Source organism: Streptomyces sp. NPDC025651, assembly GCF_055558735.1.
Window position 1 is genome coordinate 312,733 of sequence record NZ_JBVHLZ010000004.1, and the last position, 23,213, is coordinate 335,945.

16 protein-coding genes are annotated in these 23,213 nt (G+C 71.9%); 12 read left to right on the plus strand and 4 right to left on the minus strand.

Annotated features, from left to right (window positions below; translation table 11 throughout):
• Nucleotides 1-11 precede the first annotated feature (11 nt).
• Complete coding sequence (locus ACZ4D5_RS17830; RefSeq protein ID WP_467773289.1) at nucleotides 12-689, minus strand: MOSC domain-containing protein; 678 nt, start codon at nucleotides 687-689, stop codon at nucleotides 12-14.
• A 79-nt stretch (nucleotides 690-768) separates the two neighbouring features.
• Here ACZ4D5_RS17830 and ACZ4D5_RS17835 point away from each other — a divergent pair, with 79 nt between their 5' ends.
• Nucleotides 769-1,719 carry a LysR family transcriptional regulator gene (locus ACZ4D5_RS17835; RefSeq protein ID WP_467773290.1) on the plus strand — a complete coding sequence of 317 codons (951 nt, stop codon included), beginning with the start codon at nucleotides 769-771 and terminating at the stop codon, nucleotides 1,717-1,719.
• 69 nt (nucleotides 1,720-1,788) lie between these two features.
• Here ACZ4D5_RS17835 and ACZ4D5_RS17840 read toward each other — a convergent pair whose 3' ends face one another.
• Entirely contained in the window at nucleotides 1,789-2,121 is a 333-nt protein-coding gene (locus ACZ4D5_RS17840) for a WhiB family transcriptional regulator (RefSeq protein WP_467773291.1), read from the minus strand.
• A 389-nt stretch (nucleotides 2,122-2,510) separates the two neighbouring features.
• On the opposite strand from ACZ4D5_RS17840, the gene ACZ4D5_RS17845 reads away from it, so the two are divergent.
• From ACZ4D5_RS17845 to ACZ4D5_RS17860, 4 genes are all read left to right on the plus strand, one after another.
• Nucleotides 2,511-3,122, plus strand: coding sequence for a response regulator transcription factor (locus tag ACZ4D5_RS17845; RefSeq protein WP_003948568.1), 612 nt, complete (start codon nucleotides 2,511-2,513; stop codon nucleotides 3,120-3,122).
• A 245-nt stretch (nucleotides 3,123-3,367) separates the two neighbouring features.
• The gene (locus ACZ4D5_RS17850; RefSeq protein ID WP_127909693.1) at nucleotides 3,368-3,943 is read left to right on the plus strand and encodes a sigma-70 family RNA polymerase sigma factor; all 576 of its coding nucleotides are present in this window, start codon (nucleotides 3,368-3,370) and stop codon (nucleotides 3,941-3,943) included.
• Between the two features lie 115 nt (nucleotides 3,944-4,058).
• Nucleotides 4,059-5,567 (plus strand): IMP dehydrogenase, encoded by a 1,509-nt coding sequence (gene guaB, locus ACZ4D5_RS17855; RefSeq protein WP_467773292.1) that lies wholly within the window; start codon nucleotides 4,059-4,061, stop codon nucleotides 5,565-5,567.
• 111 nt (nucleotides 5,568-5,678) lie between these two features.
• A complete protein-coding gene (locus tag ACZ4D5_RS17860; protein ID WP_362332478.1) occupies nucleotides 5,679-6,803 on the plus strand; it encodes a GuaB3 family IMP dehydrogenase-related protein in 1,125 nt (374 codons plus the stop codon).
• 89 nt (nucleotides 6,804-6,892) lie between these two features.
• Here ACZ4D5_RS17860 and ACZ4D5_RS17865 read toward each other — a convergent pair whose 3' ends face one another.
• Entirely contained in the window at nucleotides 6,893-8,146 is a 1,254-nt protein-coding gene (locus tag ACZ4D5_RS17865) for a nucleotide sugar dehydrogenase (RefSeq protein ID WP_467773293.1), read from the minus strand.
• Nucleotides 8,147-8,373: 227 nt separating this feature from the next.
• Between ACZ4D5_RS17865 and ACZ4D5_RS17870 the strand changes: the two genes are divergently transcribed.
• The 6 genes from ACZ4D5_RS17870 (at nucleotide 8,374) to ACZ4D5_RS17895 (ending at nucleotide 20,760) form a co-directional block, all read left to right on the plus strand.
• Nucleotides 8,374-10,083, plus strand: a complete 1,710-nt coding sequence (locus ACZ4D5_RS17870; RefSeq protein WP_467773294.1) for a glycerol-3-phosphate dehydrogenase/oxidase — start codon at nucleotides 8,374-8,376, stop codon at nucleotides 10,081-10,083.
• A gap of 310 nt (nucleotides 10,084-10,393) precedes the next feature.
• A complete protein-coding gene (locus ACZ4D5_RS17875) occupies nucleotides 10,394-12,400 on the plus strand; it encodes a serine/threonine-protein kinase (protein ID WP_467773295.1) in 2,007 nt (668 codons plus the stop codon).
• Between the two features lie 197 nt (nucleotides 12,401-12,597).
• On the plus strand, nucleotides 12,598-15,402 hold the full coding sequence (locus ACZ4D5_RS17880) for a protein kinase (protein ID WP_467773296.1): 2,805 nt from the start codon (nucleotides 12,598-12,600) through the stop codon (nucleotides 15,400-15,402).
• A 147-nt stretch (nucleotides 15,403-15,549) separates the two neighbouring features.
• On the plus strand, nucleotides 15,550-17,127 hold the full coding sequence (locus tag ACZ4D5_RS17885; protein ID WP_467773297.1) for a serine/threonine-protein kinase: 1,578 nt from the start codon (nucleotides 15,550-15,552) through the stop codon (nucleotides 17,125-17,127).
• 123 nt (nucleotides 17,128-17,250) lie between these two features.
• Nucleotides 17,251-18,900, plus strand: coding sequence for a serine/threonine-protein kinase (locus tag ACZ4D5_RS17890; RefSeq protein WP_467773298.1), 1,650 nt, complete (start codon nucleotides 17,251-17,253; stop codon nucleotides 18,898-18,900).
• A 102-nt stretch (nucleotides 18,901-19,002) separates the two neighbouring features.
• Nucleotides 19,003-20,760, plus strand: coding sequence for a serine/threonine-protein kinase (locus tag ACZ4D5_RS17895; RefSeq protein WP_467773299.1), 1,758 nt, complete (start codon nucleotides 19,003-19,005; stop codon nucleotides 20,758-20,760).
• A gap of 57 nt (nucleotides 20,761-20,817) precedes the next feature.
• Here the strand turns inward: ACZ4D5_RS17895 and ACZ4D5_RS17900 are convergent, their stop codons facing one another.
• Nucleotides 20,818-21,120 (minus strand): hypothetical protein, encoded by a 303-nt coding sequence (locus ACZ4D5_RS17900; RefSeq protein WP_467773300.1) that lies wholly within the window; start codon nucleotides 21,118-21,120, stop codon nucleotides 20,818-20,820.
• Between the two features lie 278 nt (nucleotides 21,121-21,398).
• On the opposite strand from ACZ4D5_RS17900, the gene ACZ4D5_RS17905 reads away from it, so the two are divergent.
• On the plus strand, nucleotides 21,399-23,099 hold the full coding sequence (locus ACZ4D5_RS17905) for a serine/threonine-protein kinase (protein WP_467773301.1): 1,701 nt from the start codon (nucleotides 21,399-21,401) through the stop codon (nucleotides 23,097-23,099).
• Nucleotides 23,100-23,213: the final 114 nt, after the last annotated feature.

The window sequence follows — 23,213 nt, forward strand, 5'->3', positions numbered from 1 at the left end:
GCTAGTGAGATCTAGTGACCGCTGTGTTGCGCGTACTTCGCGAGGTAGGTGTGCGCCCGCTCGGTCGCCTCGGGGTGCAGCGCGTCGCCCGCCTCGAGCAGCCGCGGCAGCAGCTCCTGCTCCGTCGTGACGGCCCGGAAGTAGAGGGAGACGGTGATCTCGTGCTCCGGCCTGTGCACGATCTCGACGGTGTCACCGGCCTGGATCTCACCGGGCTCGATCACCCGCAGATAGGCGCCCGGCGCACCCTGCCGCGTGAACCGCTTCATCCACCCCTTCTCGTCGAGGTGCTCCTGGAACGTGCGGCAGGGGATGCGCGAGCTCGTCACTTCGAGCAGCAGGTCCGGGCCGACCCGCCAGCGCTCGCCGATCTTCGCGCCGCTCACGTCGACACCGGACGTCGTGAGGTTCTCGCCGAACACGCCGTGGCACAGCGGCCGTTCAAGGGCGCGCTCCCAGGCGTCGAGGTCTTCACGGGCGTACGCGTACACGGCCTGGTCGTCGCCGCCGTGCCGTCGGCGGTCGCAGATCTCGTCGCCGGCGAGGCCGCTTCCGCCGACGCCCTTGGCGCCGGGCGCGGTCACCCTGACCGGTCCCTGCGCGGGTTGCTTGTCGATGGCGGTGCCGGTGGGTGCGTCGGTGTACTCGACGGCCTTGGGTCGGCCCAGATTTACCGAGAGAAGCTCCATGGAGGCAGGCTAGGCGGAAGATCTCAAAGGTGCGATGCGATATTTCGCGCCATGCCCAAGCGTCGCTTATGCTCGAATCATGATCGAGGCCCGTCATCTCCGTGTCCTGCGCGCCGTGGCAGCCACCGGCTCCTTCTCGGCCGCGGCCCGCGAGCTCGGCTGCACCCAGCCCGCGGTCAGCCAGCAGATGAAGGCCCTCGAAGCCTCGACCGGCACACCGCTCCTGATCCGCACCGGCCGTGAGATGCGCCTGACGCAGGCGGGCGAGGCCCTGGTCCGGCACGCCGCGGGCATCCTCGCCGGGCTCACCGCCGCGGAGGAGGAGGTCGCCGCCATCGCGGGCCTGCGCGCGGGCCGGGTGCGGCTGGTTTCTTTCCCCAGCGGCAGTTCGACGCTGGTCCCCGGCGCGCTCGCGGCGCTCCGCGCGGCCCACCCGGGCACGCGCGTCTCCCTCGTGGAGGCCGAGCCGCCGCGCTCGGTGGAGATGCTGCGCGAGGGCGACTGCGACGTGGCGCTGGCCTTTCGGTATGAGGGGCGGCGCGACGCGCCGCAGGGAAAGAGCGGTGGTGGGAGCCGGGAGGGCGACGGCGCGTCCGCCGCGGAGGAGTGGGAGGACCTCGTCGTGCGCCCGCTGCTCGCGGACCGGCTCGTCGGCCTCGTGCCCGAGGGGCACCGACTCGCCGAGGCGGGCGCGGTGACCATCGGGGAGTTCGCCGACGAGCCCTGGATCGCGGGCTGCCCCCGCTGCCGCAGACAGCTGGTGGAGGTCTGCGAGAGCGCGGGCTTCGCGCCCCGGATCGACTTCGCGACCGACGACTATCCGGCCGTGATCGGCCTGGTCGGCGCGGGCCTGGGGGTGGCGGTGCTGCCCGAGCTCGCGATCGAGTCGGTGCGCCCCAGGGGTGCCCGCACCGTGACGGTGGAGCCCGCCGTGCGGCGGGAGATCGTCGCGCTCACACTGCCGGACCTGGCGCAGGTGCCGGCCGTCGCCGCCACGCTGGACCACCTCGCGCGGGCCGCGGCCCGCTGACGGAGCCGCGGGGCCCGCCTCGGAATTCCCTGCGCCGCATTCGATTCACCGTTTCGAAGAAACGTTCCTTCAGCCGTGTGAGACGGCGGCTCTGCCCGCAGAGGCGGACGCCGTGACGAGACGGTGGCGCGCGCGTCCCATGAGTTCTTCGCGCTCGTCCTCGGTCAATCCGCCCCATACGCCGTACGGCTCGCGCACCGCGAGTGCGTGAGCGGCGCACTCCGCGCGCACCGGGCACCGCATGCAGACCTCCTTGGCGGAGTTCTCACGTGCGCTGCGCGCCGCTCCCCGCTCGCCCTCCGGGTGGAAGAAGAGCGAGCTGTCGACCCCGCGGCAGGCCGCGAGGAGCTGCCAGTCCCACAGATCTGCGTTCGGTCCGGGAAGGCGGGAGAAATCTGCCATTGCTGGTCCCCTTGATGCCGTTCTGACGCGGATACGGTGCCCATGACCGTACATCTACTGTCTAAGGAGATGAAAATATGACTCATTGCGAATCTAGCCACAGACACCAGCAAAAGGGAAGAAATGCCGCTAAATGGGGCATAGCTTGTGATGAAAGGTTGAGGGTCTCTCGCGCGCTCTGCGCTGTGTCCGCGCCCTCACGTAGAGTGTCGAAGGTGGCCGATCGCCCCGTAACTCTTTCGGGTGACCGTCGTTGAGAGTGCGAGGCGGTTGAAAGAACAAGCGCTCGGGCAGGTGTCCGAGAGCGTCAACCGCACAGGTGACGAATATGTACCAGCCTGGAGGCTCAAGGTGACGCGCAGCAGCTGTGAGAGCCGCGGAGGACAGTCATGACATCGGTCCTCGTCTGCGACGACTCCCCGCTTGCCCGAGAGGCGCTCCGCCGCGCGGTCGCGACCGTGCCCGGCGTCGAGCGTGTGACGACGGCGGCCAACGGCGAGGAAGTCCTCCGCCGCTGGGGCGCCGACCGCTCGGACCTGATTCTGATGGACGTACGCATGCCCGGTCTGGGCGGCGTCGAGACCGTGCGGCGGCTGCTGTCCGCCGACCCCGGTGCACGCATCATCATGCTCACCGTCGCCGAGGACCTGGACGGGGTCGCGCTCGCGGTGGCCGCCGGTGCCAGGGGCTATCTGCACAAGGACGCCTCGCGTGCGGAGCTGCGCGCGACCGTCACGCAGGCCCTCGCCGACCCGACGTGGCGGCTCGCCCCGCGCAGGCTCCGCTCGGCCGAGATGGGCGCCGCGCCCACGCTCACCGCGCGTGAGATCCAGGTCCTCGAAGGCATGAGCCACGGCCGCTCGAACGCGGAGATCGGGCGCGAGCTCTTCCTCTCCGAGGACACCGTGAAGACGCACGCCAGGCGGCTCTTCAAGAAGCTCGGCGCCTCGGACCGGGCGCACGCGGTGGCCCTCGGTTTCCGCTGGGGCCTGGTCCGCTAAGTGTGTCGCCGCGGGGGGACGGCGATCCCCGCCCGCCGTGCGGTGGGCGGGGTGACGGACGCCCGCCGCTGCTTGTTTCGTCGCCGATGCCGCATCCTTGATGTGTGGAGTTCCTCGGGGACGAGTCGATCGAGCGGGAGGGGAGGGCGCAGGAGATGAGTTCCGGCGCACCTGCTCATAACGCTTCAGTGCACAACTACGGACGCGGTGCCACGGATCAGTCGACGCCAAGGCACCATGGACCGATGCGCGATGACAAGACGACGGTGATCGGTGCCCTCGTCCTTCGCGCCGTGGAGGGCGACGAGCAGGCCACGCACGACCTCCTCGCGCATGTCCATCCCCTCGCGCTGCGCTACTGCCGCACCCGGCTGTCCCGACTGCCGGGTGACGCACGGCACTTCGTGGAGGACCTGGCGCAGGAAGTCTGCGTCGCGGTGCTGCTCGCCCTGCCGCGCTACAAGGACACGGGGCGCCCCTTCGAGGCCTTCGTCTTCGCGATCGCCGCGCACAAGGTGGCCGATCTGCAGCGCGCGGCGATGCGGCACCCGGGATCCACGGCCGTGCCCTCCGACGAGATGCCCGAGCGTCCCGACGACTCGCTCGGACCGGAGGAGCGCGCCCTGCTCAGCAGCGATGCGGAGTGGGCCAAGAAGCTCCTCGCCAACCTTCCGGAGAACCAGCGCGAGCTGCTGCTCCTGCGGATCGCCGTCGGGCTCACGGCCGAGGAGACCGGCCAGATGTTGGGGATGTCACCCGGGGCGGTGCGCGTGGCCCAGCACCGGGCGCTGAGCCGTCTGCGGGCGCTCGCCGAGCAGTAGGCGGCGACGTAGGAACGTACAAAGCTCACGGATGATCTTGATCGTGGAATGAGACACCCTCGGATCCCGTTAGCATGGACATCCGCACCGATCAAGGCCATTTGGGGAAGGTGTCATGACTGCAAACGTCGACGGAGTGCCCGAGAAATTCGCGACACTCGGGCTGACCTACGACGACGTGCTGCTGCTGCCGGGCGCGTCGGACATGGCGCCCGACCAGATCGACACTTCCTCGCTCGTCTCGAAGAACGTCCGGGTGAACGTTCCGCTGCTGTCCGCGGCGATGGACAAGGTCACCGAGTCCCGCATGGCGATCGCCATGGCGCGGCAGGGCGGCGTCGGTGTGCTGCACCGCAACCTCTCCATCGCCGACCAGGCCAACCAGGTCGACCTGGTCAAGCGCTCCGAGTCCGGCATGGTCACCGACCCGATCACGGTGCACCCGGACGCGACGCTGGCCGAGGCCGACGCGATCTGCGCGAAGTTCCGCATCAGCGGCGTCCCGGTGACCGACGCCGCGGGCAAGCTGCTCGGCATCGTCACCAACCGCGACATGGCCTTCGAGTCGGACCGCTCGCGCCAGGTGCGCGAGGTCATGACGCCCATGCCGCTCGTGACCGGCAAGGTCGGCATCTCCGGCGTCGACGCCATGGAGCTGCTGCGCCGCCACAAGATCGAGAAGCTTCCGCTGGTCGACGACGCGGGCGTGCTCAAGGGCCTCATCACGGTCAAGGACTTCGTGAAGGCCGAGAAGTACCCGAACGCCGCCAAGGACAAGGAAGGCCGCCTCCTGGTCGGCGCCGCCGTCGGCGTCGCGGGCGACGCCTTCGAGCGGGCCCAGGCCCTGGTCGCGGCGGGCGTCGACTTCATCGTCGTCGACACCGCGCACGGCCACTCCCGCCTGGTCGGCGACATGGTCGCCAAGATCAAGTCCGACGCCCCCGGCGTGGACGTCATCGGCGGCAACATCGCCACGCGTGACGGCGCCAAGGCGCTCATCGACTCCGGTGTCGACGGCATCAAGGTCGGCGTGGGACCGGGCTCCATCTGTACGACGCGTGTCGTCGCCGGTATCGGTGTCCCGCAGGTCACCGCCATCTACGAGGCCTCGCTCGCCGCCAAGGAGGCCGGTGTCCCGGTCATCGGCGACGGCGGCCTGCAGTACTCCGGAGACATCGCCAAGGCGCTCGTCGCCGGTGCGGACACGGTCATGCTGGGCTCGCTGCTCGCCGGCTGCGAGGAGTCCCCCGGAGAGCTGCTCTTCATCAACGGCAAGCAGTTCAAGTCGTACCGCGGCATGGGTTCGCTCGGCGCCATGCAGTCGCGCGGCGAGCAGAAGTCCTTCTCCAAGGACCGCTACTTCCAGGAGGGCGTCGCCTCCGACGAGAAGCTGGTGCCCGAGGGCATCGAGGGCCAGGTCCCCTACCGCGGCCCGCTCTCGGCGGTCGTCCACCAGCTGGTGGGCGGTCTGCGCCAGTCGATGTTCTACGTGGGCGGGCGCACCGTCCCGGACCTGCAGGCCAACGGCCGCTTCGTACGCATCACGTCCGCGGGTCTCAAGGAGAGCCACCCGCACGACATCCAGATGACGGTCGAGGCGCCGAACTACAGCCGTAGTAAGTAGTTTTCCGGCTCCACGCGCGCGTGGATGGGGCGGTCCCGATCACCGGGGCCGCCCCTCCCGTGTGTGTCGGGGATACTGGACAGGCAGACCAAGAGGGAAAGGCCCCACAACGTGACTGAGATCGAGATCGGGCGCGGCAAGCGCGGCCGCCGCGCGTACGCCTTCGACGACATCGCCGTCGTACCGAGCCGGCGCACCCGCGACCCGAAGGAGGTCTCGATCGCGTGGCAGATCGACGCCTACCGCTTCGAGCTGCCCTTCCTGGCCGCCCCCATGGACTCGGTGGTCTCCCCGCAGACGGCCATCCGCATCGGTGAGCTGGGCGGCCTCGGCGTCCTCAACCTCGAGGGCCTCTGGACGCGGTACGAGGACCCGCAGCCGCTGCTCGACGAGATCGCCGAGCTGGACGCGGAGACCGCGACCCGGCGCCTCCAGGAGATCTACGCGGCCCCGATCAAGGCCGACCTGATCGGGCAGCGCATCAAGGAGGTGCGCGACTCGGGCGTCGTGACCGCCGCCGCGCTCTCGCCGCAGCGCACCGCCGAGTTCTCCAAGGCCGTCGTGGACGCGGGCGTCGACATCTTCGTGATCCGCGGCACCACCGTCTCCGCGGAGCACGTCTCCGGTGCCGCCGAGCCGCTCAACCTGAAGCAGTTCATCTACGAGCTCGACGTGCCGGTCATCGTGGGCGGCTGCGCCACCTACACCGCCGCCCTGCACCTGATGCGCACGGGCGCCGCGGGTGTCCTGGTCGGCTTCGGCGGCGGCGCCGCGCACACCACGCGCAACGTCCTGGGCATCCAGGTGCCGATGGCCACCGCCGTCGCCGACGTCGCGGCCGCCCGCCGCGACTACATGGACGAGTCCGGCGGCCGGTACGTGCACGTCATCGCCGACGGCGGCGTGGGCTGGTCCGGCGACCTGCCCAAGGCCATCGCGTGCGGTGCCGACTCCGTCATGATGGGCTCCCCGCTGGCCCGCGCCACGGACGCGCCCGGCAAGGGCCACCACTGGGGCATGGAGGCCGTCCACGAGGACGTGCCGCGCGGCAAGAAGGTCGACCTGGGCACGGTCGGCACGACCGAGGAGATCCTCACGGGGCCGTCGCACATCCCGGACGGCTCGATGAACTTCTTCGGAGCGCTGCGCCGCGCGATGGCGACGACGGGCTACAGCGAGCTCAAGGAGTTCCAGCGCGTCGAGGTGACGGTCGCGGACGCCCAGCACAAGCGGTGACGCCGCGCTGAGCAGAGCGTGTGACTGAGGTGGGGCCCGGACGCCGATGCGTCCGGGCCCCACGCGCGTGTGCGGGCACGCGTGCGTGCCTACAGGCGGTGGGCCGCGCCTGCGGGCGTCGCCCCCCGGGTGTCGAGGAGCAACTGCGCCTTCACGGCCAGACCCTGCAGGTCGTACGTGCGGTGGTGCTGGAGCAGGATCGTGAGGTCGGCGTCGGCGGCCGCCTCGTAGAGGGAGTCCGCGCGCGGGACGGGGCGGCCGAGGACGCTCCAGTTGGGGACGTAGGGGTCGTGGTAGCTGACGGCCGCGCCCAGCTCCATGAGGCGGGTCGCCACCTCCTGGGCGGGGGCGCCCTGCTGGTCGGCGAGGTCGGGCTTGTAGGTCACGCCGAGCAGGAGGACGCGGGCGCCGCGGGCGGACTTGCCGTGTTCGTTGAGCAGGGTCGCCGCGCGCTGGATGACGTACTGCGGCATGCGGTCGTTGACCTGCTGGGCCAGTTCGACCATGCGCAGGGGGCGGGCGCCGCGCGAGGGGGTCGGGATGTCGAGCGGGACGCCGTGGCCGCCGACGCCGGGTCCGGGGCGGAAGGCCTGGAAGCCGAAGGGCTTGGTCTCGGCGCAGCGGATGACGTCCCACAGGTCGATGCCGAGGTCGTGGCAGAGCACCGCCATTTCGTTGACCAGGGCCATGTTCACGTGCCGGTAGTTGGTCTCCAGGAGGTGCACGGTCTCGGCCTCGCGGGGGCCCCGGGCGCGGACGACCTTGTCGGTGAGGCGGCCGTAGAAGGCGGCGGCCGACTCGGTGCAGGCCGGGGTGAGGCCGCCGATGACCTTGGGGGTGGTGGCGTAACCGTGGGTGCGGTTGCCGGGGTCGAGGCGGCCGGGGGAGTAGGCCAGGTGGAAGTCGCGCCCCGCGCGCAGGCCCGAGCCGGTCTCCAGGATGGGGCGGAGGAATTCCTCGGTGGTCCCCGGGTAGGCGGGGGATTCGAGGATCACGGTGGTGTGCGGGCGCAGGCGTGCGGCCAGTGCCCGTGCGGCCTCGGCCACCTGGCTCAGGTCGAGCGAGCGGTCGGCGGCCGGTGGCGTGGGGGCGCAGATGACGGCGGTGCGGACCCTGCCGAGTTCGACGGGGTTGGTGGTCGGCCGGAAGCCCCCCGAGAGCATCCGGCGGACGTCGGCGGCGGTGAGGGCGCCTTCCGCGCCGTCGCAGGGCAGGCGGCCGCCGGCCAGGTCGGTGGCGCGGACGGGGTCGTAGCCGATGGTGGCGACGCCGTGTGCGACGGCGGCCTGGGCGAGGGGCAGGCCGAGGTGGCCGAGACCGATGACGGCGAGATCTGCGGGCATGGCGGTGGGCCGTCCTCCCAATAGCCGGAGCGGGACGAGCGCGCAAGCCCTGTGGACAAGGCGGACCAGCGCAATGTCAGACTAGGAGTAAATATGACCGATTTGCGGCATTGTCCCGCGTCGGGCTCCGGAGTGTTGTCCACAGGCTGGGGTCGCGATCAGCGGGCGGCGCCGAAATCTGGGCATGATGTGAGTCCGACCACACCCGATCTCAACGGGAGGCAGCGGTGAGGACAGCGACACTGGGGCCGGCGGAGCGTGCCGAGTCACTTGCGGGAATGGCCGACCGGGAGCTGGACGTCCTGGTCGTGGGCGCGGGAGTGGTCGGCGCGGGAACGGCCCTCGACGCGGTGACCCGCGGCCTGTCCACCGGCCTGGTCGAGGCGAGGGACTGGGCTTCGGGCACGTCGAGCCGGTCGAGCAAGCTGATCCACGGCGGGCTGCGCTATCTGGAGATGCTCGACTTCGCGCTCGTGCGGGAGGCGCTGAAGGAGCGCGGCCTGCTCCTGGAGCGGCTCGCCCCGCACCTCGTGAAGCCGGTGCCCTTCCTCTACCCCTTGCAGCACAAGGGCTGGGAGAGGTTGTACGCCGGATCGGGCGTCGCGCTCTACGACGCCATGTCGATGTCCCGAGGCCACGGCCGAGGCCTGCCCCTGCACCGCCATCTGACGCGCCGCCACGCCCTGCGCGTCGCCCCGTGCCTGAAGAAGGACGCCCTGGTCGGCGCCATGCAGTACTACGACGCACAGATGGACGACGCCCGCTACGTCGCCACCCTGGTGCGCACCGCCGCGGCGTACGGCGCGAAGGTCGCCAACCGCGCGCGGGTCACCGGATTCCTGCGCGAGGGCGAGCGCGTCGTCGGCGCCCGGGTGCAGGACGTGGAGGGCGGCGGGGAGTACGAGATCCGGGCCAAGCAGATCGTGAACGCGACCGGCGTGTGGACGGACGACACCCAGGCGATGGTGGGGGAGCGCGGCCAGTTCCACGTCAGGGCCTCCAAGGGCATCCACCTGGTCGTGCCCAAGGACCGGATCAGCTCGTCGACCGGACTGATCCTGCGCACCGAGAAGAGCGTCCTCTTCGTCATCCCGTGGGGACGGCACTGGATCGTGGGGACGACCGACACGGACTGGGACCTGGACAAGGCGCACCCGGCCGCCTCCAGCGCCGACATCGACTATCTGCTCGAGCACGTGAACTCGGTGCTCTCGGTGCCGCTTTCGCGCGACGACGTCCAAGGGGTGTACGCGGGTCTGCGTCCCCTGCTCGCCGGCGAGTCGGACGCCACGAGCAAGCTGTCCCGCGAGCACACGGTCGCGCATCCGGCACCCGGCCTGGTGGTCGTCGCCGGCGGCAAGTACACGACGTACCGCGTGATGGCCAAGGACGCCGTCGACGAAGCGGTGCACGGTCTGGACCAGCGGGTCGCCGACTGTGTCACGGAGGACATCCCGCTGGTCGGCGCCGAGGGGTACAAGGCGCTGTGGAACGCCCGCGCGAGGATCGCCGCCCGGACGGGCCTTCATGTGGTGCGCGTGGAGCACCTGTTGAACCGGTACGGCTCGCTGGCCGAGGAAGTGCTCGAACTCGTCACCGCGGACCCCACGCTGGGCGAGCCGCTGACGGGCGCCGACGACTACCTGCGGGCCGAAGTCGTCTACGCCGCTTCGCACGAAGGCGCCCGGCACCTCGACGACGTGCTGACGCGGCGTACGCGCATCTCGATCGAGACGTTCGACCGGGGTACGCGCAGCGCCCGGGAGTGCGCCGAGTTGATGGCGCCGGTCCTCGGCTGGGACAAGGACCAGATCGAACGGGAGGTGCAGCACTACGAGAAGCGGGTGGAGGCCGAGCGCGAGTCGCAGCGGCAGCCCGACGACCTGACGGCGGACGCGGCGCGGCTGGGGGCGCCGGACATCGTGCCGCTCGCCTAGGGGGGATGCCAGGGGGCGGGGCGGAACTCGGTGGTCAGGCGCGCCGGTTCCGGCTGGAGTTCGCGGGGGATTACGCCCGGAGGCTCTTGGAGGTTGTGGGCGAGGGAGGAGCGCCTCGTATGTGCCGAGCGCTCTGGCAGTCTTGCGCGCCTTGTGCGTTCTGCGTGCTCTGTGCCCTCTGTGCCGGCCCCGTTGTGAGGCTGATGAGGGACGGTGGACCCTGGGCGCCGGCCGGTCCCCGAGTAAGGGACAATGAAGGCTCTGTCAGGGCGGGTTGCTCGGGTAGCAGCGGTAGCAGCAGAGGGGACGCATGTCGGACGCGGAGCAGACGGGTGAGGCCCGTCAGGACAAGAGCGAACGTCTCCTCGCCGGGCGCTACCGGCTGGGAGAAGTGCTCGGCCGCGGCGGCATGGGCACGGTCTGGCGCGCCAAGGACGAGACGCTGGGCCGTACGGTCGCCGTGAAGGAGCTGCGGTTCCCCTCGAGCATCGACGAGGAGGAGAAGCGGCGTCTCATCACGCGGACGTTGCGCGAGGCCAAGGCGATCGCGCGGATCCGCAACACCAGCGCCGTGACGGTCTATGACGTGGTCGACGAGGACGACCGCCCGTGGATCGTGATGGAGCTGGTCGAGGGCAAGTCGCTTGCGGAGGCGATCCGTGAGGACGGGCTGCTCACGCCGCGGCGGGCGGCCGAGGTCGGCCTCGCCGTGCTCGACGTGCTGCGGTCCGCGCACCGCGAGGGCATCCTGCACCGTGACGTGAAGCCGTCGAACGTGCTGATCGCCGAGGACGGCCGGGTCGTTCTGACGGACTTCGGCATCGCGCAGGTCGAGGGCGACCCCTCGATCACGTCCACCGGCATGCTCGTCGGCGCGCCCTCGTACATCGCTCCGGAGCGGGCGCGCGGGCACAAGCCGGGGCCCGCGGCCGACATGTGGTCGCTGGGCGGTCTGCTGTACGCGGCGGTGGAGGGCGTCCCTCCGTACGACAAGGGGTCGGCCATCGCGACCCTCACCGCGGTCATGACCGAGGACGTCGAACAGCCGGTGAACGCCGGACCGTTGGAGAAGGTCATCTACGGCCTTCTGGCCAAGGACCCGGAGCAGCGGCTCGACGACACGGGGGCGCGGGCGCTCCTGATGGACGTGATCCACGCGCCGGAGCCCAAGGCGGAGCCGGAGCCGGTGGAGGCGACCAAGGTGGTCCCGCTGCCGCCCGCGCCGCCGAAGCCGCCGAAGTCGCCCAAGCCGGCGAAGACGGCCCGGCTGACGAAGCCGGGCAAGGCCGCGGGTGGGGCCGGTGCCGCCGCGGGCGCCGGGGGTGTGTCCGCTGCCTCCGCCTCCGCCGGGCGCAAGGCCGAGGAGGCCGCCGAGCGGTTGAAGGGCGCCCTGCAGTCCGTGCGGAAGGCGGCGGCCTCGGCCACCGCGCGCGGTGCGGGGGCGTCCACCTCCGCTTCCACCTCCGCCTCCACCTCCGCCTCCGCGCCCGCCGGTTCGCCGTCCGACGCGGGGGGCGTGCCGCCGCGGGTGCCGCCCAAGGCGTCGCTCACCGATGTGGTGCCGCGCCGGACGCTGGTGATCGTGTCCGTGGTGGCCGTGCTCGCGGTGCTCGGCACGGTGCTCGCCTTCGCGATCTCGGGCGGGGACGAAGGCGGTTCCGGCAAGGACAGCAAGGGTGGCGACAAGGCCGCGTCCAGCGGGGCGAGTGCCGGTGGCGACGGCAAGGGCAAGGACTCCGGCAAGGACGAGGACAAGGACGCCGGCAAGGGCGCTGGTTCCGGGGACGAGCAGGGCAAGGACCCGGCCAAGGACGAGAGCGCGGACCCCGACGAGGGCGAGGGCCACGACCCGAGCAAGGGCGACGACGGCAAGAAGCCGGGGGACGGTGCCGCGTCGACGTACAAGCACGCCCAGGGCTTCAAGATCGGGCTGCCCAAGGGCTGGAAGTTCCAGTCCACGGGGCGGGCCGGGGCGCGGTTCGGCGGGCCGGACGGCCAGAAGCTGCTGATCGGCTGGACGTCCACGCCCAAGGACAACCCGGTCAGCGACTGGAAGAACCAGGAGAACTTCATGGTCCGGTCGCAGTACGACCGGATCCGGATAGAGAAGGTGGACTTCCGCGGCTGGAACACGGCCGACTGGGAGTTCACCTACGTGGAGGGCGGCACCAAGTACCGCTCGGTCGACCGGGGCTTCGTCGTCAACGGCGGGCTCGGGTACGGAATGATGTACACCGCCAAGGCCGACGACTGGGGGAGCGAGCAGCGGAAGGCCGCGTGGCGGACCTTCACGAAGACGTTCCAGCCGAAGTCCTGAGGCCGGTCGGTTCCGGGGGGCCGAGGCGATGCGGTTTCGAGTCCTGAGGTTGTACGGCCGGGAGTTCTGGCCTTAGATCTCATATCCCCCATTGCGGTTCGTCCACGGCACGTATCGTGAGTGCTTGCGGACGGTACGCAGCCGCAACGAGCCGCAAGACGAACGGAATTGACCACCGGGCGGACGGGGGAGGCGTCGTGGACGACTATGCGGGACGGGTGCTCGCCGACCGCTACCGCCTGCCCATGCCGCCCTCGGACGAGTACGAACTCGCCGAGTCGCGCGCCTTCGACACGTACAGCGGGCAGGAAGTCCTGGTCCGGCAGGTGCCGTTGCCGGAGATCGTCGAGGCCGAGGTGGTCGACGAGGACGATCTGCGCGATCTGCCCGACGGGTTCGTGGCGCGGACCGGCGGGGCCGGGGTGCGGCGGGCCTCGGCACGGACGACGCGCAGGCCCACGGATCCGGCGGTGCGGCGCGCGATCGAGGCGGCGCAGGCGGCCGCGCAGATACCGGACCACCCCCGGCTCGACCAGGTCTTCGACGTGTTCGCGGAGGGCGGCTCGCTGTGGATAGTCAGCGAGTTGGTGGCGGCGAGGCCGCTGGCGGCCCTGCTCGCGGACCGGCCGCTGAGCGCCTACCGGGCGGCCGAGGTCGCGGCCGACGTCCTCGCGGCGCTGCGGGTGCTGCACGCGCACGGGTGGGTGCATCGGAACATCACCGCGCGGACGGTGTTGATATGCGACGACGGCCGCGTGATGCTGACGGGCCTCGCGGCCGGTGCGGCCGAGGAGGCCCTCTGCGGGTACGACCCCCGGCCCGTGGAGGCGGGGCAGGCCGCGGGCTCGGCGGGGTCGGTGGGGAACGTGGCGGGGTTCGGGGGGACTTCGTACGGAGACACTTCCGGGTACTCGTACGGAGACACCTCCGGGCACGAGGCTGAGGACGTACCCCTTGATCCCGCTCCGGAGCCGGAGGGGAACGGTGCGCGGGCGGCCCGGCGGCCGGGGGCGGTCGCGGCGTATCGCGCGGGCACGCGGGCCGCGGCGCGCGTGGACGACGAGGGCGGTCTGCCGGCACCCCCGGCCGGGTACGCGCCGGCGCGCGGTGCGCGGGACAGCGACGAGGAGCCCGGGGCCGCAGGGCGGACGGACGAGGAGCCGGGGACCGCCGGGCGGATAGCCGACCCCTACGGCGTGGCGGGGACGAAGCCTTGGCATGGCGCGGTCCCACGCCCCGGCGGCCCGTCCGCGCGGCACGCGGAAGGCTCCGGGGCGGGTACGGGTGCCGGAGGGCGTTCGGGGCGGTCGGCGCTGCCCGGAGGGTCGGTCGGGCAGGGGGCCGGCGGTTTCGGTGACTTCGGCGGCTTCGCCGAGAGCGACGTGAGCGACGAGAGGAACGGCGGCGCCGGTAGCCGCGCGGCTGCCGCTCCCCACGGGAGCCGGGACGCCTCAGGAGCTGAAGGGGCCGCCTCGCGTGGATCCGGTTCTTCCTACGGGAGTTGGGGCGACCCCGGTGTCGAAGGTGGCGTGCTGCGTGGGCCCGCCACCGCCCTCGCCGCCGAGCGGGCTCGGCATGCGCGCATGGTGGTCGTGGGGGCCGTCACCGAGCGGTGGGCGCCCGAGCAGGCCGGACCCGTGCACGAGAACTGGCGGCTTGCCGCGCCGATCGGGCCCGCCACCGACCTGTGGGCCCTGGGGGCGCTGCTCTTCCGCGCCGTGCAGGGGCATGCGCCCTACCCGGAGGACAGCACGGCCGAGCTCGTGCAGATGGTGTGCGCCGAGCCGCCCGCCTTCGCCGAGGAGTGCGGACCCCTGCGGCCCGTGGTCGAGTCGCTGCTGCGGCAGGACCCCACCGACCGGCTCGACTTCGAGGAACTGAGCGGCTGGCTGCGCTCGTTGGTGCGTTCCGCGCCGGAGCCGGAGGCCGGGGCGCATGTCGTGCCGGTGCCGCCGTACGACGCGGGGCGGCTGCCCGTCGTACGCCGCCGCGGCGAGGTCGTGCGCAAGCGGCGGGGCACCGCCGCCCCCGCCGGGAACGGCCAGGGCAACGGGCACGGTCGGCACAAGCGCGGCAAGAAGCGTGGCGCCAAGGGCGGGGACGTCCGCGTCGCCTCGCCTCTGGGCGCGCCGAGCCCCACCGCCCGGCCCCCGCGCGACCCCGGGCTGCCCCCCGAGCCCCGACCTCCCCGCGAACGCGAACGACCCGATCGCCATCAAGGCCCCGAGCGCCGCGCACGCGTGCCGCAGGCCCGTGGCGGGGCCCGCCCCCGCTCGCTCGGGCGGCTCTTGCTGGTGGCCATCCTGATCGGGCTCGCCGCGGCCATCACGTACGCGGTGGTGTTCATGCCCAAGGCCGACGAGGGCACCTCGGGCGACCGGGCGGGCAGTGCGGGCGAGGCCAGTTCGGCGCCGGGCACCAGTGGCGGGGCCGGCGACGGCTCCGGCAAGGACAAGCCCGAGGAAGACCGGCCGGAGAAGGACAAGGGCAAGGACAAGCCCGGCAACCAACCCAGTTCGCAGGAGCCGCAGAGCAACGGACCCGAGCTGCCGCAAGGCTTCGTCCTGCGCAAGGACGCCGAGGGCTTCCGCGTCGCCGTGGCCGACGGCTGGGACCGGCAGCCCAAGAACGGCCGCGGCCAGGTCCGTTACACCCACGGCGACTTCGAGCTGCTCGTCGTCCCGGGCCGCGACAGCACGGACGGCTACGGCAGCGACCCCATGAAGTACCAGCGCGAGGACGAGCGCGAGCTGCAGCCGTTCCGCGACTCCTCCTGGGCCACCTCCAGCGGCATGCGGCGCATCGACGTCGGCGGACGTGCCATGGCCGAAGGGCAGTTCACCTGGCAGGACTCCGCGGGCCGCGAGGTCTTCGTACGCAATCTCGCGATGGTCGTCGGGGGGAAGTACCACGTGGTGCAGGTGCGGGGGCCCGAGGCGGAGCGGGACGAGGTGACGCGGCTGTACGAGCAGGCGTCGGCCACGTATCAAGTCGTCGGCTGACACCTGTCACCGGATGCCGTCCGACCGTCACCACCCGGCATTCAGGGGCCGCCGCGAGCTAACGGAGCGGTCTCCTAAGACCCCCTGCGGTTCCCTGCGCGGCCCCCGCTCCTTAACCTGGCCCTGTCAAGACCATTGCGGGGTAACGTGAATCAGAGCCAGGGCCTGCTCCTCGCGGGCCGCTACCGACTCGGTGAGTCCATCGGGCGTGGTGGCATGGGACGGGTGTGGCGCGCGCAGGACGAGGTGCTGCACCGTGCCGTGGCCGTCAAGGAGCTGACGGCAGCCCAGTTCGTGCAGGAGGCCGACCGCGCGGTCCTGTTCGCGCGTACGCAGACGGAGGCGCGGGCCGCGGCCCGGATCAACCACCCCGCGGTGGTCACCGTCCACGACGTCGTGCAGTACGACGACCGGCCCTGGATCGTGATGGAGCTGGTCGAGGGCCGTTCGCTGGCGGACGCGGTCAAGGACGACGGCCGCGTCGAGCCCGTCGAGGCGGCCCGCATCGGCCTGTGGACCCTCAAGGCCCTGCGCGCCGCGCACGCCGCCGGGGTGCTGCACCGCGACGTCAAGCCCGGCAACGTCCTCCTGGCGACCGACCGCCGGATCCTGCTCACCGACTTCGGGATCGCGGCGATCGAGGGCGACTCGACGATCACGCGGACCGGGGAAGTCGTCGGCTCCGTCGACTACTTGGCGCCCGAGCGCGTCAGCGGCGGCAACCCGGGCCCCGCGTCCGACCTGTGGGCGCTCGGCGCGACGCTGTACACGGCTGTCGAGGGCATCTCGCCGTTCCGGCGCACGTCGCCGCTCGGCACCATGCAGGCCGTGGTCACCGAGGAGCCCGCGCCGCTCGAGCGCGCGGGCGCTCTCGCCCCGATCATCAGCGCGCTGCTCCGCAAGGATCCGGCGGCCAGGCCGACCGCCGAGGAGGCCGAGGCGATGCTCGCCGAGGCCGCGGAGGGGCGGCGGCCGAGCGCGGCGCAGGCGTACGTGCCGACGCGGGTGCACGCCACGGACCGGCCCACCACCGTCACCGCCGCCCGGTCGGGACCGGATCCCGCCACCGTGGTCGACACGGGGGCCTCGGAGCCGCCCGCCTCGGGGAGGCGCCGCCGCGGGCTCGCCGTCGCCGCGCTCGTCGTCGTGGCCGCGCTGCTCGGCGGCGCCGGCGTCTTCGGGTATCTGCACTACACGGGCGGCGGCGAGCAGGGCGAGCGCCAGGCGCAGACTCCGGGCTTCGTGGCCGACCCCGGCAAGTCGGTCGGCGGCATCCCCGACGACTGGGAGCGGGTGAACGACCCGGACGGCTTCAGCCTCATGCTGCCCAAGGGCTGGAAGCGCGAGATGGACGGCAACCAGGTCGACTACACGCCCGACGACGGGCGGCGCTTCCTGCGCATCGGCATCGACCGCAACCCGCGGTTCGAGAGCTCCTACACGCACCAACTGGCCCTGGAGAAGGGCCTCAAGCCCAAGCTCCCCGCGTACCAGCGGCTGCACCTGAACTCCAACAAATTCCGCGACCAGTCGGGATCCCTCTGGGAGTTCAGCTGGACGGCGGGGGCCAACGACACGACCGCGGGCCCGCGCCGCGCCATCGAGCAGACCTATCTCAGCCGTGACGGCGTCGAGTACGCCATCTACCTGTCGGCCCCCGCCGACGACTGGGACACCACCCGGGAGCAGTTCGACGCGATGCTCCGGGGATGGCGGGAGGGCTGAGCGCCCGCGCCGACGCCTGGGGCGCCTGGTACGTCCCCCCGGTGACGGGCGGCGGCGGCCGGAACCTGCCCGCGGCTCTGTCCGACCCATTCCGTTCGCACACGTGTGGGGCATGATGGCCGCATGGGGAGCCTGGGAGACCACGCCGGTGGGGCCGGCGCCGGCGGGGGCAGCGTCGGCGGAGGCGGCACCGGAGGCGCCAACACCCGTGTGATCGCCGGTCGTTACCGCCTGGAGGCGCGGCTCGGCCGGGGCGGCATGGGGGTCGTCTGGCGCGCCACCGACCAGCTTCTGGGCCGTCAGGTCGCCGTCAAGGAACTGGAGCTCGACGAGACGCTCTCCGAGACCGAGGCGGAGCAGCAGCGCGAGCGGACGCTGCGCGAGGCCCGGGCCGTGGCGCAGTTGCGGCACCCGCACGTCATCGTCGTCCATGACGTCGTCGTGCAGGACGAACACCCGTACATCGTCATGGAGTTGATCGAGGGCGGTTCGCTGGCCGGGCGGATCGCACGGCAGGGGCCGCTGGACGCGCATGCCGTCGCGCGGATGGGCATCGACCTGATCGGCGCGCTGCGGGCCGCCCACGAGTCGGGCATCCTGCACCGAGACCTCAAGCCCGCCAACGTACTCCTGGAGAGCGCCACCGGCCGTGTCGTGCTCACCGACTTCGGGATCGCGCAGCTCACCGGGGCGACGACGCTGACGGAGGTCGGGTCGTTCGTGGGCTCGCCCGAGTACACCGCGCCGGAGCGGATGGCGGGGGAGCGGACCGGGCCCGAGTCGGACCTGTGGTCGCTGGGCGCGCTGCTCGTCACCGCGCTGGCGGGGGAGTCGCCGTTCCGCCGTGACTCGATCGGCGGGGTCCTGCACGCCGTCGTCTACGACGAGATACGCCCGCCCGCGGCGGCCGCGCCGCTCCTGCCCGTCGTGCTCGGCCTCCTGGACCGCGATCCGGAGCGAAGGATCGACGCGGAGGAGGCGGAACGGCTGCTGCGGGCGTACGTCGAGACGGGGCGGATGCCGGAGGCCGCGCGGCGCGGTGGATACACGCCCACGCAGCGCGATCTGCCCCTGGGGCCGCGGGCGCCCGCCGCCGGGCATGCGAAGGGGCACGGCGGGCATGCGAAGGCGCCCGGCGGGCACGGCAAGGTCGTCCTGATCGCCGCTGCCCTGGTCGCCGCCGTCGCGGGGGCCGGGGTCTCCGCCGTGCTCCTGTTGAACAGGGGCGGCGAGGGCGGCGGCACACCGGCCACCTCGTCCTCCGCGCCGCCGAGTTCGCCCACGCCCACGGTCACGGTGACGACCGCCACGCCGAGGCCTTCCTCGCCCGAGGCTCCGCAGGGCTTCCGCATCGCGAAGGACCCCGCGGGCTTCGCGCTCGCCGTGCCCGAAGGGTTCCGGCGGGAGGTGGACGGGCCCCGCGTCTTCTACGTCTCGCCGGGCGGCACGTACCGCATCGGCATCAAGAAGGCGGCCCGCGAGCCCGGTGGCCCGCTCGCGGCGCAGCGCCGTGCCGACGCCGAGGGGCCGAAGAACAACCCCGGCTACCGCGACGGCAAGGTCACGGAGACCACGCGCAACGGCAGGCCCGCGGCCCTGTGGGAGTTCACCTGGGACGGCTTCTTCGAGGAGGAGGGCGCCCGGCACACATTCGACCTGTGCTGGGAGGAGGGCGGCCGGATGTACGACGTGTGGGTCTCGGCGCCGGTGGGGGACGCGGCGCAGGCGCGGAGGTACTTCGACGCGGCGGTCGACACGTTCGTACGTCGGTGACGAGAGGCCGCTGCGATGCGTGCGGTGCCGCGTGCATCACCCCGGTCACAAGTGGGCGGCCTGGCTGGAAACCGAGGTGCCCCGCAAGGTACTCATGGGGGCATGAGTAACGACGGGGGAGCCTCCTACGGCCCGTATGAACCCACCAGCTTCGGCCTCCAGCCGCCGCAACAGCCCGGCGTACCGGGGCAATCCGGCCAGAACGGTGGTGCTCACCCCGGCAACCCGTACGCGCAGCAGCAGCCGCACCAGCCGTCGCAGCCCGCCGCTCCCACACCGCCCCCTTCTCCGTACGCCCAGCCCACCCAGGTCGTGCCGGATCAGGCCGTGCCGAACCGGCAGGCCGAGGCGGAGCCCGGCGCCGGCCGGCTGATCGCGGGCCGCTACCGGCTGCTGTCCAAGCTCGGCCACGGCGGCATGGGCACGGTGTGGCGCGCCAAGGACGAGACGGTGGACCGCGAGGTCGCCGTGAAGGAGCCGCGCGTCCCCGACCACCTGCCCGAGCGGGAGCGCGCCAACGCCTTCGAGCGGATGCGCCGCGAGGCGCGCGCCGCGGCCCGGCTCGACCACCCGGCCGTGGTCAACGTCCACGACGTCGCGGTCGAGGAAGGCCAGCCGTGGATCGTGATGGAGCTGGTCCAGGGCCGTTCGCTCGGCGCCGCGCTCCAGGAGGGCACGCTCGGCGCGCGCGACGCCGCCCGCATCGGCCTGGCCGTACTGAACGCCCTGGACGCCGCGCACCAGGCGGGCATCCTGCACCGTGACGTGAAGCCGGACAACGTCATGCTGGGCCGGCACGACCGCGTAGTCCTGACCGACTTCGGCATCGCCCAGATCGAGGGCGAGACCAACCTGACGGACACCGGCGGCTTCGTCGGCTCGCCCGAATTCATAGCCCCGGAGCGGGTGTTGGGCCAGCGCCCCGGTCCGGCGTCCGACCTCTGGTCGCTGGGCGTCGTCCTGTACGCGGCCACGGAGGGCGTCTCGCCGTTCCGCCGCAACAACACCCCCGCGACGCTCCAGTCCGTCCTGAACGCGACACCCGCGGCGCCCGCGTCGGCCTCGGGCCCGCTCGCCGACGCGATCAACCGCCTGCTGGCCAAGGACCCCGCCCAGCGCCCGAACGCCGCGCAGGTCCGCGCGCTCCTGGAAGAGGCGGCCACGCCCCCGCAGGCGGCGCCGACGCAGGTCGTCACGGTCGCGGGGCCCGGCGGCACGGGCCACGACGGCAAGGGAATCTTCCTGAGCCGCAAGACCCTGGCGATCGTCGCGGGCGTGGTCGTCGCGGCGGTGGCGGCGGGCGTGCTGGTGGCGATGAATCCCTTCGGGGGCTCGGACGCGGAGGGGTGGAAGAAGGAGAAGTCGAAGGAACTGGCGGCGACCGTCGCCGTGCCCGAGGGCTACACGAAGTCCGAGGACGACAACTCGGACGAGAAGAGGCACTGGGTCCAGTACACCGACCCGAGCGGCAGTGTCTGGATCGCCCTGGAGCTCATGAAGAAGTCCGAGGACGTCAACGGTGACATCGCAGGCACCGCGGCCGCCGAGATGTACGACGACGACGCGGACTTCAAGAAGTCGGGCAGTTACGACCTCGGCATGGCCTCCGACCCCGCGCCCACGAGCGACTCCAAGGAGACCGAGTTCAAGGGGGAGAAGGCCGCGGAGAACACCGTCGTCTACTCCACGACGGACAGCGACAACCCGCGCCCGCGCGAACTCAAGGCCCTCTACTACAAGACCAAGTCCGGCGACATGTACAAGTTGACGATTGGCTACCCCGGCAAGGGGGACTTCACGGCACGCGGCCGCGAGGTAGCCGAGACCGCGATCTCCGATCTGGAGCTCGACAAGCTCTGACGGATGGAAACCGCGCTCGGGGCGCCTGCACGCAGGCGCCCCGAGGAAGCGGGGCGATCAGCTGTTGACGGGCTTTCCGGTGCGGACGCTCACCGTGAGCCAGGGGCTCTTCTTCGTCGTGGAGCCGGGCCTGCTGGCGGTGATCCGATACGTCAGCAGCGCACTCTCCGACAGGTTGTAGTCACAGGTCTTGATGGAGTCCCGCTTGCGGTTGACGCACTTGAGCTTGCGTCCGTCGGTCGTGTGCCCGGAACCCGTGATCTTCCAGCCCTTCTGGCCGTTGCCCGAGTAGAAGACCTTGATGTTGTCCGAGCGGTGGTAGAAGCAGACCCCTCCGTCTTTGAACGTTCCCAGATTCACTGTCTGGCATGAGCGCGCCGAGGCCGCTTCTGCTGACCCTCCGGGTGCCATCACTGTCATGGTCGCGGCCGAGGCGACGGTGAGCGCAAGCGCGGCCACTTTGGATCGCATGCTGGGATCCCCCTTGGTCCTGTACGGGAGTTCACTGTGGTCGGTGAGTGAACTCCGGGTTCCGGAGGACGATATCGACTGCCGCGAGGCTCAAGATCCCCGGCCCTCACGGTTACAGGTGGATCACCGTATTGGTCCTTGGCGCCCTCGCACGGTACTCATGTGGCATGAGCACTGACGGGGGACGCCAGGACAGGGAGCGTTCGGGCGGGGGACGTCTGATCGGCGGTCGCTACCGCCTCGCCGAGCGCATCGGGTCGGGCGGTATGGGCACCGTGTGGCGTGCCGTCGACGAGTTGGTCGGGCGGGACGTGGCGGTCAAGGAGCCGCGGCTTCCGGGGGATCCGCACGACGCCGCGCACCGGCGTGCGTACGCGCGGCTGCACCGCGAGGCCCGGGCCGCGGCGAGCGTCGACCATCCGGCGGCGGTCACCATCCACGACGTGGTCCTGGAGGACGGACTGCCGTGGATCGTCATGGAGTTGGTGCGAGGCGAGTCGCTGCACGAGAAGCTCCGGCGCGACGCGCTGGAGCCCGCCGAGACGGCCCGCGTCGGCCTCGCAGTCGTCGGCGCCCTCGCCGCCGCGCACACGCGTGGCATCGTGCACCGCGACGTGAAGCCCGCCAACGTCCTCATCGGCCCGCACGGCCGCGTCGTCCTCACCGACTTCGGCATCGCGCACATCCAGGGCGAGGAGTCGCTGACGGTGAGCGGCGAGTTCGTCGGGTCGCTCGAATTCATCGCCCCCGAGCGGATGTCGGGGCGCGGGGCGGGCCCCGAGTCGGACCTGTGGTCGCTCGGCGTCCTGCTGTACGCGGCGGTCGAGGGTTGGTCCCCCTTCCGGCGTACGACACTTGAGTCCACGCTCGCGGCCGTCCTCTCCGCGGAGGCGCCGCCGCCGGGGCGGGCCGGTGAACTGGCGCCGCTCATCCAGCGGTTGCTGTCCAAGGAACCGGAGCTGCGGCCCGACGCCTTCGAGGTGGCGACGGCCCTGGAGGCCGTGGCGGAGGGGCGGCCGCTGCCGGAGCCGTTCGGGTCCGAGCCGGCGCAGGACCCTTCGGGGCTGAGGGAGTTGTCGGACGACGTGGGGACGTTGCGGATCTCCCGGGAGCCGGACGCCGACCCCGGCCGGGGCCAGGAACCCGCCCCGGCGCCCGGCCGGGCCCGGACGCCCGAGCCCACCGTCGCCTCGGAGCCCCGTGGCGGCTCGTCCCGCCGGACCCCCGCCCTGATCGCCGCCGCCCTCGCCGGCGCGCTGCTCGTCGGCGGCGGTGTCTGGCTCGGTGTCTCGATGGGGGACAGGGGCGGTGAGGAAGAGGCGTACGGGGAGGCCGAGGTGGGCGAGGCCGCGCCGCCCATGGAGGAACCCGCGCAGAAGCGGCCCGCCTGGAAGACCCGGCCCGAGCGGAAGCTCGACGCGGAGATCTCCGTGCCGAGCGAGTACAAGGTCTTCGCGCGCGAGGACAGCGACGCCGACCACGCGCGGATCGCGGCCCGTCTCGTGGTCTACAGCCCCTCGGAGAGCAGCCTGCTCCAAGTCCGGCTCACCAAGGAGGTCATGGCGTCGGCGCCCGCCATGACCTGGGCCAAGCAGGAGGCGTCGATCTGGCACGACAACGACGAGGGCGCGCGCACGAACTACACGCAGACGTCCTTCAACGGCTACGACGCGGTCATCGCCGACACGACGTACGACGACGGCACCGCGACCCGCTGCATGCAGCTGCTGGTCATCACGGACGACCAGGAGTTCTACGAGCTGCGCGTGGACATGCCCAAGGGGACGCCGGAGGAGAAGGAGGGCACCGCGCTCTTCAAGGGCGTACGGGAGCGCCTCAAGATCGGCAAGGACATGACCAACTCCTGAAAATGCCCGGCAGCGCGCCGCACGCCGGGACAACGGCCTGATCAGCGGCTTTGTCGCCAGTAATCACTGGCGGCGTGTGAGTGACCGGTGAAGGCCCATTACCGATGGGTACCC

Excerpts from the sequence above, each read along its gene's own strand:
- ACZ4D5_RS17865 (WP_467773293.1), bottom strand. The coding sequence starts at position 8,146 with ATGCCCGCAGATCTCGCCGTCATCGGTCTCGGCCACCTCGGCCTGCCC.
- guaB (WP_467773292.1), top strand. The coding sequence starts at position 4,059 with ATGACTGCAAACGTCGACGGAGTGCCCGAGAAATTCGCGACACTCGGG.
- ACZ4D5_RS17905 (WP_467773301.1), top strand. The coding sequence starts at position 21,399 with ATGAGCACTGACGGGGGACGCCAGGACAGGGAGCGTTCGGGCGGGGGA.
- ACZ4D5_RS17840 (WP_467773291.1), bottom strand. The coding sequence starts at position 2,121 with ATGGCAGATTTCTCCCGCCTTCCCGGACCGAACGCAGATCTGTGGGAC.
- ACZ4D5_RS17830 (WP_467773289.1), bottom strand. The coding sequence starts at position 689 with ATGGAGCTTCTCTCGGTAAATCTGGGCCGACCCAAGGCCGTCGAGTAC.
- ACZ4D5_RS17850 (WP_127909693.1), top strand. The coding sequence starts at position 3,368 with ATGCGCGATGACAAGACGACGGTGATCGGTGCCCTCGTCCTTCGCGCC.
- ACZ4D5_RS17835 (WP_467773290.1), top strand. The coding sequence starts at position 769 with ATGATCGAGGCCCGTCATCTCCGTGTCCTGCGCGCCGTGGCAGCCACC.
- ACZ4D5_RS17895 (WP_467773299.1), top strand. The coding sequence starts at position 19,003 with ATGAGTAACGACGGGGGAGCCTCCTACGGCCCGTATGAACCCACCAGC.
- ACZ4D5_RS17845 (WP_003948568.1), top strand. The coding sequence starts at position 2,511 with ATGACATCGGTCCTCGTCTGCGACGACTCCCCGCTTGCCCGAGAGGCG.
- ACZ4D5_RS17890 (WP_467773298.1), top strand. The coding sequence starts at position 17,251 with ATGGGGAGCCTGGGAGACCACGCCGGTGGGGCCGGCGCCGGCGGGGGC.
- ACZ4D5_RS17875 (WP_467773295.1), top strand. The coding sequence starts at position 10,394 with ATGTCGGACGCGGAGCAGACGGGTGAGGCCCGTCAGGACAAGAGCGAA.